This window comes from Paracoccus sulfuroxidans, assembly GCF_007830335.1.
Taxonomy (GTDB): domain Bacteria; phylum Pseudomonadota; class Alphaproteobacteria; order Rhodobacterales; family Rhodobacteraceae; genus Paracoccus; species Paracoccus sulfuroxidans.
Genome location: NZ_VLKU01000003.1, coordinates 143952 through 159069 on the forward strand (window position 1 = coordinate 143952; position 15118 = coordinate 159069).

Sequence of the window (15118 nt, forward strand, 5' to 3'; positions counted from 1 at the left end):
TGTTATAACATGTGGCTTATAACGCGTATTAATGGTGCATGCTAGCGGTGAGGAGCCAGCGGCACCAGTGGAGGGTTACATGCTTGCGCTGCGCAAAAACATACCCGGCCCGGGGGCCGAGCTGGTCCGGTGTGGCCAAAGCGAGCCGCTCGCCTCGGGCGAGATCCGGGTCGATGTGCGCGCGGCCGGGATTTGCGGCAGCGATCTGCATGCCCATGCCTGGGATGCGTCCTATGCTTTCATGTCGCCCTTTCTGCCCCTGACATTGGGGCACGAGTTTTCCGGAGTTGTTGCAGCCGTTGCACCTGATGTTACCGAAATCTCGGTCGGAGACAGCATCGTCTGTTGGCCAACCGTGACCTGTGGCACTTGTGCCGCGTGTCGGGCGGGGCGTCCGGGCGGCTGTGAGGCGCGCCGGGTCATCGGCCTGCATCGCGACGGCGGCTTTGCCGACAGCGTGCGGATGCCTGCAGCGAACGCGCTGCGCCTGCCTGACGGCCTGCCGCTGGACGTGGCAGCGCTGACCGAACCGCTGGCGGTGTCGATCAATGCGGTCGATGTGGCGGGCGTCGCGAAAGGCGACCGCGTGGTGGTGCTGGGGCCGGGGCCCATCGGCATGGGCATCGCGCTTGTCGCGCAGGCGCGCGGCGCGGATGTGCTGCTGGCGGGCTTTCGCGATGATGCGCGGCTGGCGTTGGCGCGGGACATGGGCCTCAAGGCCGTGGCCGATCTGGCGCAGGTCACTTTGGCCGAGGCCGCGCAGGCGCATTTCGGCGGCGCGCCGGATGTCGTTCTTGAGGCCACGGGCCACGCTTCCAGCGTGACCGAGGGGCTGGCGATCCTGCGTCCGGGCGGCGTGTTGGCGGTGGTCGGCATCCATGCCCAGCCGCTGTCTTTGGACTTGAACCTGCTGGTGCGCGGCAAGAAGCAGCTGCGCGGCGCGCATGATTCGACCCCGCAGGCCTTTGCCGAGGCGATTGCGCGCCTCGCGGCCGAGCCCGGTCTTTACGCCCGAATGATCACCCACCGGCTGCCGCTCGCGCAGGCCGAGGACGGGTTCGCGCTGGCCCGTCAGGGTGCGGCGCTGAAAGTGATGCTTTTCCCTGGGGAGGTTAAGGAAAATGTCTGAAGCCGGGACTTTGTCCGTCATCGCGACCCGCGCTGGCGGTCCCGAGGTGCTTGCACTGGTGCGCCGCGAATTGCCGTCGCTGAAACCGGGCGAGATGCGCGTGCGCGTCCACGCCGCCGGGGTGAACCGCCCCGATGCGATGCAGCGCGCCGGAAACTATCCGCCGCCGCCCGGCGTGACCGATGTGCTGGGGCTGGAACTGGCGGGTGAGGTGATCGAGACCGCCGCCGATGTGACCCGCTTCCAGCCCGGCGACCGCGTCATGGCGCTGGTCGCGGGCGGCGCCTATGCCGAGGAAGCCGTGGTGCAGGCCGATGTCTGCATCCCCGTTCCGGCGGGCCTGTCTATGATCGAGGCGGCAGGCATCCCCGAGACCTATTTCACCGTCTGGAGCAACCTGTTCCAACGTGCCGGTCTGAAGGCGGGTGAGACCGTGCTTCTGCATGGCGGCACATCGGGCATCGGCGTCACGGCGACGCTGCTGGCCCGCGCCGTCGGGGCACGGATGATCACCACCTGCGGCTCGGACGACAAATGCGCGGCCTCGATCGCGCTGGGGGCCTCGGCCTCGATCAACTATCGCACGCAGGATTTCGTGGCCGAGGGCCGGGCGCTGACCGAAGGACGCGGCCCCGAGGTCGTCGTCGACATGGTTGGCGGCAGCTATATGCAGCGCAACCTTGAGCTGGTGGCCGAGGATGGCCGCATCGCCCAGATCGCCTTCCAGCAGGGCGCGCGCGCCGACATGGACATGGGCCCGCTGCTGTTCAAGCGGCTGACCCTTTCCGGTTCGACCCTGCGGGCGCGGCCGATCCCGATGAAGGCCGCGCTGACCCGCGCCGTGGAGGCCGAGGTCATCCCGCTGATCATGGAAAAGGGCGCTCGTCCGGCCATCGATTCCGTCTTTGATCTGACCGATGTGCAGTCCGCGCACGCCCATCTCGAAGCGTCGGCCCATACCGGCAAGATCATCCTGAAAACCGCCGCCTGCACCGAGGAGTGATCCGATGAAAGACGCAAATCTCCGCTCGAACCGCAGCGGCGCACATGTTCTGGCCGAGGCGCTGCAGCGCCATGGCGTGACGCAGGTGTTCGGCCAGTCGATCCCCTCGGCCTTCTTCCTTGCGGCGCCTGATTACGGCATCCGTCAGGTCGGCTACCGGACCGAGAACGGTGGCGCGGCCATGGCCGATGCCTTCGCCCGCATCTCGGGTCAGGTGGCGGTGGTGACCGCGCAGAACGGCCCGGCGGCGACGTTGCTGGTGCCGGGGCTGGCCGAGGCGCTGAAAGCCTCGATCCCGGTCGTGGCCATCGTGCAGGACGTGAGCCGCCTGCACACCGACAAGAACGCGTTTCAGGAACTGGACCATCTGGCCCTGTTCAGCGGCGTGGCGAAATGGGTCCGCCGCGTGACCGAGATCTCGCGGATCGAGGATTACGTCGACATGGCCTTCGCCGCCGCCGCGACCGGCCGCGCCGGTCCGGCGGTCCTGCTGGTGCCGCTGGATATTCTGGACGAACTGCGCGCAGGCGTGCCGCAGACCCCGCGTCAGGCCTCGCTGGGTCGCTATCCGCTGGACCCGGTCGCGCCCGATCCGGCCCGCGTGGCCGAGGCGGCGGCGCTGCTGGCCGGGGCCGAACGCCCGCTGGTCATCGCCGGTGGCGGCGTGCACAGCGCCCGCGCCTACGCCGCCTTGGGCGAATTGCAGGAACTGGGCTTCCCGATTGCCACCACCGTCATGGGCAAGGGTGCCGTCGATGAGACGCATCCGCTGACGCTGGGCATCGCCGGTTACTTCATGGGCCCCGGCGCCCGCGCGGCCGAGCTTGCGCAGATGGTGCGCGAGGCCGATGTGATCCTGCTGGTCGGCAATCGCACCAACCAGAACGGCACCGACAGCTGGAAGCTTTACCCGGAAGGGGCGCGCTATATTCAGCTCGACATCGACGGCAGCGAGGTTGGTCGCAACTATGAGGCGCTGCGCCTTGTGGGCGACGCGCGCCTTGGGCTTGAGGCGCTGGTCGCGGCGCTGAAAGGCAAGGATCTTTCGGCCCGGGCCGCCGCCCGTCCGGGCGTCGAGGCTGAGATCGCCGAAGGTCTGGCCAAGGGGGCCGCTGCCCGCGACGCGCGTCGCAATTCCGACGCCAGCCCGCTGCGTCCCGAGCGTGTCGTGGCCGAGATCGACAGGCTGATCGGGCCGGATGCCATCGTGGTGGCCGACGCCTCTTACTCCTCGATCTGGGTGGCCGATGGCATCACCATCCGCCAGCCCGGCCAGCGCGTGCTGACGCCGCGTGGCCTTGCGGGTCTGGGCTGGGGTCTGCCCTATGCGCTTGGCGCGAAGGCCGCGCAGCCCGATGCGCCGGTCGTCTGCCTGACCGGCGATGGCGGCTTTGCCCATGTCTGGGGCGAAATCGAGACCTCGAAGCGGATGAACCTGCCGGTCGTGGTCGTGGTGCTGAACAACCAGATCCTCGGCTATCAGAAACACGCCGAGCTGACGCTGTTCGGCGCGCATACCGACGTGGTGCATTTCCAGCCTGTTGACCACGCAGCTATTGCGCGTGCCTGCGGCGTCGAAGGCATCCGCATCGACAATCCGGCCGATCTTCCGGCCGCACTTGAGACGGCGCTTTCGTCCAATGTCCTGACCGTCATCGACGTCGTCACCGACGAGCGCGCCTATCCGCCTGTCACCAGCTTCACCGGCAAACAGGCGCTGGACTACTGAACAACACCAGGGAGTGAATGAATGAAACTGACGAAATTCCTGATGGGCGCGGCCATGGGCCTGGCCCTTGCCTCGCCCGCTTTCGCCGATGTCAAATTCGGCTCGCTTTATCCGATCAGCGGCCCGCTGGCCCTGCTGGGCGAGGAAAGCGCACGCGGTCTGGAACTGGCCGTGGACGAGGTCAACGCCGCCGGTGGCATCAAGGGCGAAAAGATCGTGCTCGAGCGCGGCGACGCCGTTGACAACAACCAGGCCACTGGCGAAGCGCGCCGCCTGATCTCTCTGGTCGGTGTGAAGGCGATCTTCGGCACCTATTCCTCGGCCCGCGTGATTGCTGCCTCGCAGGTCAGCGAACTGGCGGGCGTGCCCTATTTCGAACTGGGCGCGGTGGCCGATGAAGTGACCGGCCGTGGCCTGACCTACCTGTTCCGCACCAACCCGACGGCGGCGAACATGGGCAAGGATTCCATCGAGATGCTGGCCAATGCCATCGCCCCCGGCCTTGGCAAGGACCCGAAGGACCTGAAGATCGGCATCATCTATGAAGACTCGTCCTATGGCACCTCGGTCGCCGGTCACCAGGACGCGAACGCCAAGGCCAACGGCCTGAACGTGGTGCTGAAGTCGGGCTATCCGGCGAACACCGTCGACATGTCCTCGCTGGTGCTGGAACTGCGCGAGAAGGGCGTCGATGTGGTCCTGCAGACCTCGTACCAGAACGACTCGGTGCTGTTCCTGCAGCAGTCGAACGAGGCGGGCTACAAGCCGCTGGCGATCATCGGCGGTGGCGGCGGCTACTCGATGCAGCCGACGGCCGATGCGGTCGGGCATGACGTGATCGAAGGCGTCTATGACGTCGACTTCACCCAGTTCGAGGTGAACCACGACGCGACCCCGGGGCTCGACAAGTTCGTCGAGGCCTATAAGGCGAAATACGGCACCGACCCGCGCTCGGGCCATTCGCTGAACAACTATGTCGGCGCGAAGGTCGTGCTTGAGGCGCTGAACGCAGGCGAGGGCTTCGAGCCCGACCAGATCGTCGCCGCCGTCAAGGCCATCGACGTGGCCGACGGCACCACCGCCGCAGGCTATGGCGTCAAGTTCGGGGAAAACAACCAGAACGAACGCGCCAGCATGATGGGCATGCAGTGGCAGGACGGCAAGCTGGTCACGGTTTACCCCGAAAGCGCCGCCGTGACGGACATGCGCTTCGGCAAATGATGATACCGGGGCGGCCTTGACCAGCCGCCCCCCTTTCCCCGGGGAAGCCTGTAATGACGACCTTTCTGCAAGTTCTTTTGAACGGCCTCATGCTTGGTGGGCTGTTCGCGATTGTCGCCATCGGCCTGACGCTGATTTTCGGCATTGTCAAAGTGGTGAACTTCGCCCACGGCGAATTCCTGATGGCGGGCATGTTCGTGACATGGCTGATCACCACGCGGCTGGGGCTTCATCCCTATGCATCCGTCATCATCGTCGTCCCGATGATGTTCCTCTTGGGTGCCTTGACCCAGAGGCTGCTGATCCAGCCCCTGATGTCGGCCGAGGACGATCACGTCCAGATCTTCGCCACGGTTGGCCTGTCGACGGCGATGATCAACCTTGCCCTGCTGATCTTTGGCGCGGATATCGCCAATACGCCGAACTTCGGCCTGCGCACCCCGATCGAGATCGGCCCGGTCCGCGTGCTGACCGGCCAGCTTTACATCTTCATCGCCGCCATCATCCTGGTCATCGCGCTGCAGCTGTTCCTGAAGAACAGCCAGACCGGCCGCGCCATTCGCGCCGTCGCCCAGCACCGCGTTGCAGCCGAGCTGATGGGTGTCAACGTGCCGCGCATCTATATCCTCAGCTTCGGTCTGGGTGCCGCCTGCGTCGGTCTGGCCGCCGTGCTGATCGCGCCGCTTTACCCGACCTCGTCGAACATCGGGACCTATTTCGTGCTGACCGCCTTCGTCGTCGTGGTTCTGGGCGGGCTCGGCTCGATCCCGGGCGCGTTCTTCGGCGCGCTGGTCATCGGGCTCGTGGATTCGCTGTCGGGCTTCTACATCGGCTCGGACCTGCGCGAGGCCGTAGTCTTCGGCATCTTCCTTCTCATCCTCATCCTGAAGCCTTCCGGTCTGTTCGGCAAGCGGATGACCCTTTCGCATCTGTCCTGAGGAAACCACATGAGCATCAGCGACATCCAAAGCGGGACCGGTACGAAAACCCGCAACCTCAGCTGGCCGCAGATCGCCTTCGGGGTGCTACTGGCTTCGCTTCTTCTGATCCCGCTTGGCATCGACAACGCCTTCGTGTCGCATGTCTTCATCACCATTTGCCTCTTCGCCGCGCTGTCGACGGCCTGGAACATCGTCGGCGGCTTTGCCGGCCAGCTGTCGCTGGGCCATGCCGTCTTCTATGGCATCGGCGGCTATGCCGGGGTGATCCTGTTCAATCTGGGCGTCACGCCCTGGATCGGCATGTTCGTCGGCGCGGCCGTGGCCGCCGTGGTCGGCATGCTGATTTCCTACCCCTGTTTCCGGCTGCGCGGCCCGTTCTACACGCTGGCCTCGATTGCTTTCCTTGAGGTGATCCGCGTCCTGTCCTTGCATTTCAAGGACCTGACCGGCGGTGCCACCGGCCTGATGATCGACCTGCGCCTTGGCTGGACCTGGATGGTCTTCCGCGAGCGCTGGCCGTCGCTGCTGATCGTCTTTGGCATGCTGCTGCTGACGCTGGCCGTGTCCTGGGCGATCCGCCGGTCGCGCCTTGGCTTCTATCTGGTCGCCACGCGCGAACGTGAATCGGCGGCCCGCGCGGCGGGTGTGCGCACGGTGCGCGTGCGGCTGATCGCGGTGGCGATCTCCTCGGCGCTCTGTGCGATGCTGGGCACGTTCCACGCAATGTATCTGACCTTCATCGAGCCCGCGGCCATGTTCGCGCTGGCCTTCTCGATCCAGATTGCGATGTTCGCGCTGATCGGCGGCATCGGCACGGTGGCGGGTCCGCTGCTGGGTGCGGCGCTGCTGGTGCCGATCACCGAATGGGCCCGCGCCTCGCTGGGCTCCTCGGCGCTTGGCCTGCATGGCTTCGTCTACGGGATCGTGCTGATCGTTTGCGTTCTGTTCATGCCGAACGGGATCATGGGCGTCATCAAGCGCTTCAGCCACAAGAAGGCGAAAGCCGCTGACGAGCCCGCGCAGACCGAGACCGACCCGATCATCGCCCCGGCCAGCGCCTTCGCCACCCCCGATCCCGACCGTCCCGGCATCGGGCAGGATATCCTGAAGGTCGAGAACCTGAACAAGCATTTCGGCGGCCTCTATGTCACCCGCGACGTGAACTTCACGCTGCGCGAGGGCGAGGTGCTGGGCCTGATCGGTCCGAACGGCGCGGGCAAGACCACGCTGTTCAACATGATCTCGGGCTTTCTGGCCCCGGATGAAGGCAAGGTCAGCGTGCGCGGCCTCGATGGCCAGTTCCACCAACCGAACAACCCGGCCGATTTCGCGGCTCTGGGCATGGGCCGGACCTTCCAGATCGTGCAGCCCTTCGCGGCCATGACGGTCGAGGAAAACATCATGGTCGGCGCCTTCTATCGTCACCCCGACGAAAAGGATGCGCGCGAGGCAGCCCGCGAGACCGCCTGGCGGATGGGCCTTGGCCCGCTGTTGAACGCCGAGGCGCGCGGCCTGACCATCGGCGGCCTGAAGCGGCTGGAGGTGGCGCGCGTCATGGCGATGCAACCACGCGTCCTGCTGCTCGATGAGGTGATGGCCGGGATCAACCAGACCGATGTGCGCCGCGCCATCGACCTGATGCTGTCGATCCGCGACACCGGCGTCTCGATCATCGCCATCGAGCACGTGATGCAGGCGGTCATGTCGCTGTCGGACCGCGTCATCGTGCTGGCCTCGGGAGAGGTCATCGCCGAGGGCCGCCCGCAGGATGTCGTCCGCGATCCCCAGGTTGTCGAAGCCTATCTTGGCAAGGAGTTTGCCCATGCTCACGCTTGAGAACATCGATGCGGGCTATGGTCCGACCACGATCCTGCAGGATGTCAGCCTTGACGTGAAGGAAGGCGAAATCGTCACCATCGTCGGCGCCAATGGCGCCGGCAAGACGACCACGCTGCGCACCATCGTCGGCCAGATCAAGCCGCGCGCCGGCAAGATCAGCTTCATGGGCGAGGACATCACCCGTCTTCCCGCCCATGAGGTCGTGGACCGGGGCATCATCCTGGTCCCCGAAGGGCGGCAGCTCTTCCCCGATATGACGGTGCGGGAAAACCTGCAGATGGGGACCTATCGCAAGGCCGCCCGCGACAATCAGGAACAGCGGCTGGAGGAGGTCCTGTCCCTTTTCCCGCGCGTCCGCGAGCGACTGGACCAGAACGCTTCGTCGCTTTCGGGGGGCGAGCAGCAGATGGTCGCCATCGCGCGCGGCATGATGGCCAAGCCCCGCATCCTGATGTTCGACGAGCCCTCGCTGGGGCTGGCGCCGATTGTCGTCTCGCAGGTCTTTGACGTGGTGCGCCAGATCGCGGCCACCGGCACGACCGTGCTGATCGTCGAACAGAACGTCTTCACCACGCTGAAGGTCGCGCATCGGGGCTATGTGCTGGAAAACGGCCGCGTCGTGCTGGCCGACACCTCTGAAGCGCTGCTGAAGAATGACCACGTCCGCCGCGCCTATCTGGGAATCTGATCCATGGAACTGACCGAAATCACCCCCGAGCCGATCCGCCTGCGCCCCTCGCATCAGGGCCGCAACGTGCTGGTCACCGGAGCCGCGCGCGGCATCGGGCGGGCCATCGCGCAGGCCTTTGTCGAGCGTGACGCGACCGTCGGCATCTGCGACCTGAACCCCGAAGACGTCGCCGCGACCTGCGAGGCGCTGAACGCGCTTGGCCTTGGCCGTGCCGTGCCCATGGCCTGCGACGTCTCGGATTATGATGCGCTGTTGGCGGCGATTGCTGCAACCGGGCTGGAGTTCGACACCGTCATCAACAATGCGGGCATCTCGCCCAAGCATGATGGCGTCGCGCATAAGGTCTGGCAGATGGCGCCCGAGGAGTGGCGTCGCGTTGTCGACGTCAACCTGACCGGCAGCTTCAACACCATCCGCGCCCTGACGCCCGGCATGATCGCCGCCAAGCGGGGCTGGATCGTCAACACCTCCTCGGTGGCGGGCAAAACCTATTCGCCCATCGTCGCCTGCCATTACGCGGCGACGAAATCGGCGGTCATCGGCTTTACCAAGCATCTGGCGGCAGAGCTGGGCCCCTATGCGATCCGGGTGAATGCGCTGGCTCCGGGCCGCATCGCGACCCCCATGGTCGCCGGTGTCGCGCCCGAGGTGAATGCCGAACAGGTCAAGCTGACCCCGATGGCGCGCCTTGGCGAACCGGCCGAGGTGGCCGATGTCGCGCTGTGGCTGACCTCGAGTGAATCCAGCTTTGTGACCGGCCAGACCATCGACGTGGCTGGCGGTCTTTACATGACCTGAGGCGGTGCCATGATTACCGGACATACCAAGCTTTACGGCATCGTCGCGAACCCCATTGCGCATGTGAAGACCCCGGAAGAGATGAACAATCACTTCGCCTCGGTCGGCTATGACGGGGCGCTGGTGCCGTTCCATGTGCTGCCCGAAAACCTCGCACAGTTCATGGACATGCTGCGGGGGCTGCAGAATTTCGGCGGGTTGATCGTGACGGTGCCGCACAAGACCGACGTGCTGGCGCTCTGCGATGGCACGGTCGGCGATGCGGCGGCCATCGGTGCCGTCAACACGATCCGCCGCGACCCCGACGGGCGGCTGATCGGCGCGATGCTGGACGGCAAGGGCTTCGTCAGCGGGCTTGAGGTGAACGGGATCGACGTGGCGGGCATGGACGCCTGCCTGCTGGGCGCGGGCGGGGCAGGGGCGGCGATCGCCTTCGCACTGGCCGAGGCCGGGGTGGCGAACCTGACCATTGTGAACCGGTCAGAGGACAAGGCGCGCAATCTGGCCGAGCGGGTGATGGCGAAATACCCATCCGTCCGCGTGGCCCCCGGCGCACCCGAGACTGCGCGCCGCGACCTGATCGTGAACGCGACCTCGCTGGGGCTTCGCGCAGATGACGCGCTGCCGCTGTCGGATCTGGCTTTCCACGGCAAACAGATCGTCGCCGAGGCGATCATGGAGCCTGAGGTCACCCCCTTGCTGGCTGCCGCGCGCGAGGCGGGCGCAAGGATCCATTTCGGCCGCCCGATGCTGCGCCAGCAGATCCGCCTGATGGCCCGGCATATGGGCGTCACGGATACGACTGACGCGTAAGAACAAGGCCACGGAGTCAAGAAGATGGCAAACGCCCTTCCGCAGGATGCGCGGTTCGATTTTATCATTGTTGGCGGCGGGACCGCAGGTTGCATTCTGGCCGAGGCCCTGACCCGCTCGGGGCGGATGAAGGTGTTGCTCTGCGAGGCGGGGGGCGAGGCGCGCTCGCCCTGGATCCGCATTCCGGCGGGCTTCTACAAGCTCTTGGTCAACAAGCGCTACAACTGGGGCTTCTGGAGCACCGAGGAAGCCGCGACCAACCACCGCCGCATCGCCATTCCGCGCGGCAAGGGGCTGGGCGGCTCGACCCTGATCAACGGCATGATCTATGTGCGCGGCCAGCCGCAGGATTATGACCTCTGGCAGCAGCGCGGCGCTACCGGCTGGGACTGGCAGGGCGTGCTGCCCTATTTCAAGGCCATCGAGCGTTGGGACAATCCCGACCCCGATGGGTTGCGCGGCCATGACGGCCCGCTGCCCATCAATGAGGTGATCGAGCAGAACGACATCGGCCGCGCCTTCATCGCGGCGGCCGAGGCGCAGGGTCAGGTCTTCAACCCCGATTACAACGGCAAAAGCCAGGAAGGCGTCGGCTGGTATCAAGTCAATCAGGCGGGCGGAGAGCGCTATTCCGCAGACCGTGCCTGGCTGGCTCCGGCCCGCAAACGGCCGAACCTGACGGTGCTGACCGGCGCGCGGGTGACGCGGCTGCTGCTGGAGGGCAAGCAGGCCACCGGCGTCGCGCTGACCCATAAGGGCCAGAACCATCAGGTCCGCGCGGGCGAGGTGATCCTTGCCGCAGGCTCGATCCAGACGCCGCAACTGCTGGAACTGGCGGGCATCGGCGATCCGGCGCGGCTGGCGGCGGCGGGCATCCAGCCCGTCCATGCGCTGCCCGGCGTCGGCGAGAATTATCTGGACCATTTCTGCACCCGGATGAACTGGCGCGTCTCGCAGCCCGTCACCCTGAATGAGCTGACGCGCGGCCCCCGGCTGGTGGGCGAGGTGCTGAAATACGCGCTGAAACGGCGTGGCGTGCTGACCTATGGCACGGGCCTGACGCATGGGTTCCTGCGCTCGCGCGCGGATCTGGACCGGCCGGATGTGCAGTTCTTCTTCATGCATGCAAGCTATGCCAATGCGGCGGAACGCAAGCTGGACAAATTCCCCGGCATGACGCTGGGGGTGACGCAGCTGCGCCCGCAGTCGCGCGGCTCGATCCACGCGGTCTCGCCCGATCTGGACGTGCAGCCGGCCATCGTGCCGAACTTCCTTGATCACGAGGAAGACCGCCGCGCCATGGTCGATGGCATGAAGCTGGCCCGCAACATCATCGCGCAGGCCCCGATGGACGCCTTCCGCGTGGCCGAGATGAGCCCCGGCCCGGTCTGCGAGGCCGATGCCGACTGGCTGGAATTCGCCCGCGCCAATGGCCAGACCATCTATCACGCCGCCGGAACCTGCCGCATGGGCACCGATCCGATGGCGGTGGTCGATCCCGAATTGCGCGTGCATGGCATTTCCGGCTTGCGGGTCATCGACGCCTCGGTCATGCCCGAGATGGTATCGGGCAACACCCAGGCCGCGGTGATGATGCTGGCCGCCAAGGGCGCCGATCTGGTGCTGGAACGCAACCTTCTGGCGCGCTGAACGCCGCCCACTTCTGCAGGAGAAGCTGATGTATCCCAACCTCACCCTTATCGTCGGCGGAGAAGAGCGCAGCGAAGGCTCGGCCGGAACCTTGCGCCTGATCGACCCCTCGGACGGCAGCGAGCTGACCGTCGCGCCGCGCGCAGGCCGTTCCGAGGCGCTGGACGCCGCCCGCGCCGCCGAACAGGGCGGGGCCGAATGGGCCGCGCTTTCGGCGCTCGAACGCTCGAAGATCATGCGCCGCGCCGCCGACATCATGCGCGCGCAGGCCGATGACGCCGCCCGCGTCATGTCGATGGAGCAGGGCAAGCCCCTGGCCGAGGCGCGTGGCGAATGGATGGGCTCGGCCGATCTTCTCGACTGGTTCGCCGAGGAAGGTCGCCGCGTCTATGGCCGCATCGTGCCCTCACGCGCGTCGAACATCCAGATCCAGGTGCTGAAGCACCCGGTCGGCCCGGTTGCGGCCTTCACCCCCTGGAACTTCCCCGCCTGGAACACCATGCAGAAGGTCGCCCCCGCGCTTGGTGCAGGCTGCCCGGTGGTCATCAAGCCCGCCTCGGACACGCCCGGCACCGCCTGGCTGATCGGCAAGGCGCTGCTGGAGGCGGGGCTGCCGCCGAAGGCGATCTCGGTCATCTGGGGCGCGACCTCAGAGCTGTCGGACACGCTGATCAAGGCGCCCGAGATCCACAAGGTCTCGCTGACCGGCTCGACCCGCGTGGGCCGCATCGTCGCCGCGCAGGCAGGTGAAGAGCTGAAGAAGGTCACCATGGAGCTGGGCGGCCATGGTGCGGTCATCGTCGCCGCTGATGCTGATCTCGACCACCTGATCCCGCTGGCCGTGCAGTGGAAATTCCGCAACTGCGGGCAGGTCTGCGTCTCGCCTACGCGCTTCATCGTCGATGCCGCGATCCATGACGAATTCGTCCGCCGCTTTGCCGAAAAAGCGCGCGAGTTGAAGGTCGGCAAGGGCACGCAAGAGGGCACGCAGATGGGCCCGCTGACCTCGGCCAGTGGTCTCGGCACGGTGATGGAGATGGTGGCCGACGCCATCGCCAAGGGGGCCAAGGTCGAAACCGGCGGCTCGCGCATCGGGGAGGAAGGCTTCTTCCATGAGCCCACGATCCTCTCGGGCATGACGACCGAGATGCTGGCGATGAACGAAGAGCCCTTCGGCCCGCTGGGGCTGGTGATCCGCGTGAACTCGCTGGATGAGGCGCTGGCCGAGGCGAACCGCCTGCCGGTGGGGCTGGGGTCGTATCTGTTCACCTCATCGATGACGACCGCCTATCGCGTCCAGAATGAGCTGAAGACCGGCATGCTGGGCGTGAACCATTTCGCGCTGGCCCTGCCCGAGACGCCCTTCGGCGGCGTGCGCGATTCCGGCTTTGGCTCGGAAGGCGGCACGGAAGGCATCGAGGCCTATCTGACCACGATGACCGTCACCACCATGATGATCTGAGGCCGCGCGCCTTTGACGATGCGAAAGCCCCGCCGTTGGCGGGGCTTTTTGTATTCAGGCCACCAGCAACTCATCGGCGGGGCCGAAGAATTCATAATGGATGCGGCTTGCGGCGACGCCCGCCAGCGACAGGGCCGAAACCGCCGCCCGCAGGAAAGGCCTCGGGCCGCAGATATAATAATCCGCCGTCGCGGCCGGTGTATTCGCGATCAGCCATTCATCGGCGATGAGGCCGGCCACGTCGTAATCCTGCCCCGCGACCTCATCCGCCAGCGGGGTCTGGTGGAAATCCGTCACCTGAACCGCATGGCCGCGTGCGGCAAGGCCCCGGATGTGATCGCGCATCGCATGGGTGTCGCGGTCATGCGTCCCGTGAATGTAGTGGACCGGCTGATCCGAGCCCTGATCGACCAGCCATTCCAGCATCGCCACCATCGGCGTCAGGCCGACACCCCCGGACAGCAGCACCACAGGCCGCTCGGGCAGGCGGTCAAGGAAGAACTCGCCCGCAGGGGCCGCGACCTTCACCACCGTGCCCTCGGGCTGGTTGTGCAGCCAGCGCGAGGCCAGACCCAGCGGCTCGGCCTTGACCGAGATGCGATAGCTCTCGCCATTCGGCGCCGACGAGATCGAGTAGTTGCGCTTGGCCGGGGGGTGTCCCGGGATCTCGAAGGCGAAGCTCAGATACTGGCCCGGGCGATGCGCCATCACCGGGCCGCCATCGACCGGGCGCAGGATGAAGGAGGAAATCAAGCTGCTTTCGGGGATCACCCTCTCGATGCGGAACTCGCGCCAGCCGTTCCAGCCACCCGCCGCATCGACCTGCGCGGCATAGATGCGCTTTTCGCGGGCGATCAGGATATCGGCCAGGAACCAGTAGGCCTCGCCCCAGGCTTCCAGCACCTCGGGCGTCGCGGCCTCGCCCAGCACATGGCTGATCGCGCCCAGCAGCGCCTCGCCGACATGGGGGTAATGCTCGGGCTGGATCTGCAGGCCGACATGCTTTTGCGCGATGCGCTCGACGGCGGGGGCAAGCGCGCCAAGGTTCTCGATATTCGCGGCATAGGCCAGGATCGCGCCGGCCAGCGCGCGGGGCTGCGCATCGCTGACGCCGTGATGCGACTGGTTGAAAAGGTCGCGGATCGCCGGGTCGCGAAACATCCGGGCGTACATCTCGTGGACGATGGCCAGACCGCTGTCCTGCAACGCGGGCAGGGTCGCGGTGACGATGGCGATGGTCTTGGCGTCGAGGGTCTTCGGCATGGGGCATTCCTTCTTTCACGAGGCGCCAGCGGGCCTAAATGATGCATAGTGAATACATCTATTGCATCAGCCAAAATAAATGCAATGTAAATACATCTTTTAGGGGGGCACCGATGCGGCTGACGCAATACACCGATTATGCGCTGCGTGTGCTGCTGTATCTGGCGCGGCATCAGGACCGGCTGTGTTCCATCGCCGAGATCGCAACGGTTTATGGAATCTCGAAAAATCACCTGATGAAGATCATCAATGATCTGGTGAATGCGGGCTATCTGACCAGCGTCCGGGGCCGCAACGGCGGCGTGCGGCTGGGCCGGACGCCTGATCGGATTAACGTAGGTGCGCTGATCCGCCACACCGAGGATGATTTCGATCTGGTCGGTTGCAGCCGCTGCATCATCGCGCCCGCCTGCGGCATGACCTCGGTCTTTGATGAGGCACTGGCCGGTTTCATGGCGGTGCTGGATCGCTATACTCTGGCCGATGCCCTTGCGCGCAAGGGCGATTTTCTGCCTTTATTGAACGCGATAGGGCCCGAGGGCCAAATCAGCAAAGCACGCCCGGCAAAGGAAGACTGAT

At 65.9% G+C, this 15118-nt stretch carries 13 protein-coding genes; 12 read left to right on the forward strand and 1 reads right to left on the reverse strand.

What is annotated here, in order from left to right; genetic code table 11:
* Positions 1-79: 79 nt before the first annotated feature.
* The 11 genes from IQ24_RS05600 to IQ24_RS05650 are packed head-to-tail and all read left to right on the forward strand — an operon-like array spanning position 80 to position 13276.
* Positions 80-1129 (forward strand): zinc-dependent alcohol dehydrogenase, encoded by a 1050-nt coding sequence (locus tag IQ24_RS05600; protein ID WP_145396827.1) that lies wholly within the window; start codon positions 80-82, stop codon positions 1127-1129.
* Positions 1122-2132, forward strand: coding sequence for an NAD(P)H-quinone oxidoreductase (locus IQ24_RS05605; protein ID WP_145396828.1), 1011 nt, complete (start codon positions 1122-1124; stop codon positions 2130-2132). The genes IQ24_RS05600 and IQ24_RS05605 overlap by 8 nt, the downstream gene beginning before the upstream one ends.
* 4 nt (positions 2133-2136) lie before the next feature.
* On the forward strand, positions 2137-3861 hold the full coding sequence (locus IQ24_RS05610) for an acetolactate synthase catalytic subunit (protein ID WP_145396829.1): 1725 nt from the start codon (positions 2137-2139) through the stop codon (positions 3859-3861).
* Between the two features lie 21 nt (positions 3862-3882).
* Positions 3883-5082, forward strand: a complete 1200-nt coding sequence (locus tag IQ24_RS05615; RefSeq protein ID WP_145396830.1) for an ABC transporter substrate-binding protein — start codon at positions 3883-3885, stop codon at positions 5080-5082.
* A gap of 53 nt (positions 5083-5135) precedes the next feature.
* On the forward strand, positions 5136-6020 hold the full coding sequence (locus IQ24_RS05620; protein ID WP_145396831.1) for a branched-chain amino acid ABC transporter permease: 885 nt from the start codon (positions 5136-5138) through the stop codon (positions 6018-6020).
* Between the two features lie 9 nt (positions 6021-6029).
* A complete protein-coding gene (locus IQ24_RS05625; protein WP_145396832.1) occupies positions 6030-7859 on the forward strand; it encodes a branched-chain amino acid ABC transporter ATP-binding protein/permease in 1830 nt (609 codons plus the stop codon).
* Positions 7846-8550: an ABC transporter ATP-binding protein gene (locus IQ24_RS05630; RefSeq protein ID WP_145396833.1), complete on the forward strand. Its 705-nt coding sequence runs from the start codon at positions 7846-7848 to the stop codon at positions 8548-8550. The genes IQ24_RS05625 and IQ24_RS05630 overlap by 14 nt, the downstream gene beginning before the upstream one ends.
* Before the next feature lie 3 nt (positions 8551-8553).
* Entirely contained in the window at positions 8554-9351 is a 798-nt protein-coding gene (gene fabG / locus IQ24_RS05635) for a 3-oxoacyl-ACP reductase FabG (RefSeq protein ID WP_145396834.1), read from the forward strand.
* Between the two features lie 9 nt (positions 9352-9360).
* On the forward strand, positions 9361-10164 hold the full coding sequence (locus tag IQ24_RS05640; RefSeq protein ID WP_145396835.1) for a shikimate dehydrogenase family protein: 804 nt from the start codon (positions 9361-9363) through the stop codon (positions 10162-10164).
* A 24-nt stretch (positions 10165-10188) separates the two neighbouring features.
* The gene (locus tag IQ24_RS05645; RefSeq protein ID WP_145396836.1) at positions 10189-11814 is read left to right on the forward strand and encodes a GMC family oxidoreductase; all 1626 of its coding nucleotides are present in this window, start codon (positions 10189-10191) and stop codon (positions 11812-11814) included.
* Positions 11815-11842: 28 nt separating this feature from the next.
* The gene (locus IQ24_RS05650) at positions 11843-13276 is read left to right on the forward strand and encodes an NAD-dependent succinate-semialdehyde dehydrogenase (RefSeq protein WP_145396837.1); all 1434 of its coding nucleotides are present in this window, start codon (positions 11843-11845) and stop codon (positions 13274-13276) included.
* A 54-nt stretch (positions 13277-13330) separates the two neighbouring features.
* Here IQ24_RS05650 and hmpA read toward each other — a convergent pair whose 3' ends face one another.
* The gene (gene hmpA / locus IQ24_RS05655; RefSeq protein ID WP_145396838.1) at positions 13331-14539 is read right to left on the reverse strand and encodes an NO-inducible flavohemoprotein; all 1209 of its coding nucleotides are present in this window, start codon (positions 14537-14539) and stop codon (positions 13331-13333) included.
* A 113-nt stretch (positions 14540-14652) separates the two neighbouring features.
* Between hmpA and IQ24_RS05660 the strand changes: the two genes are divergently transcribed.
* A complete protein-coding gene (locus tag IQ24_RS05660) occupies positions 14653-15117 on the forward strand; it encodes an RrF2 family transcriptional regulator (protein ID WP_145396839.1) in 465 nt (154 codons plus the stop codon).
* Position 15118: the final 1 nt, after the last annotated feature.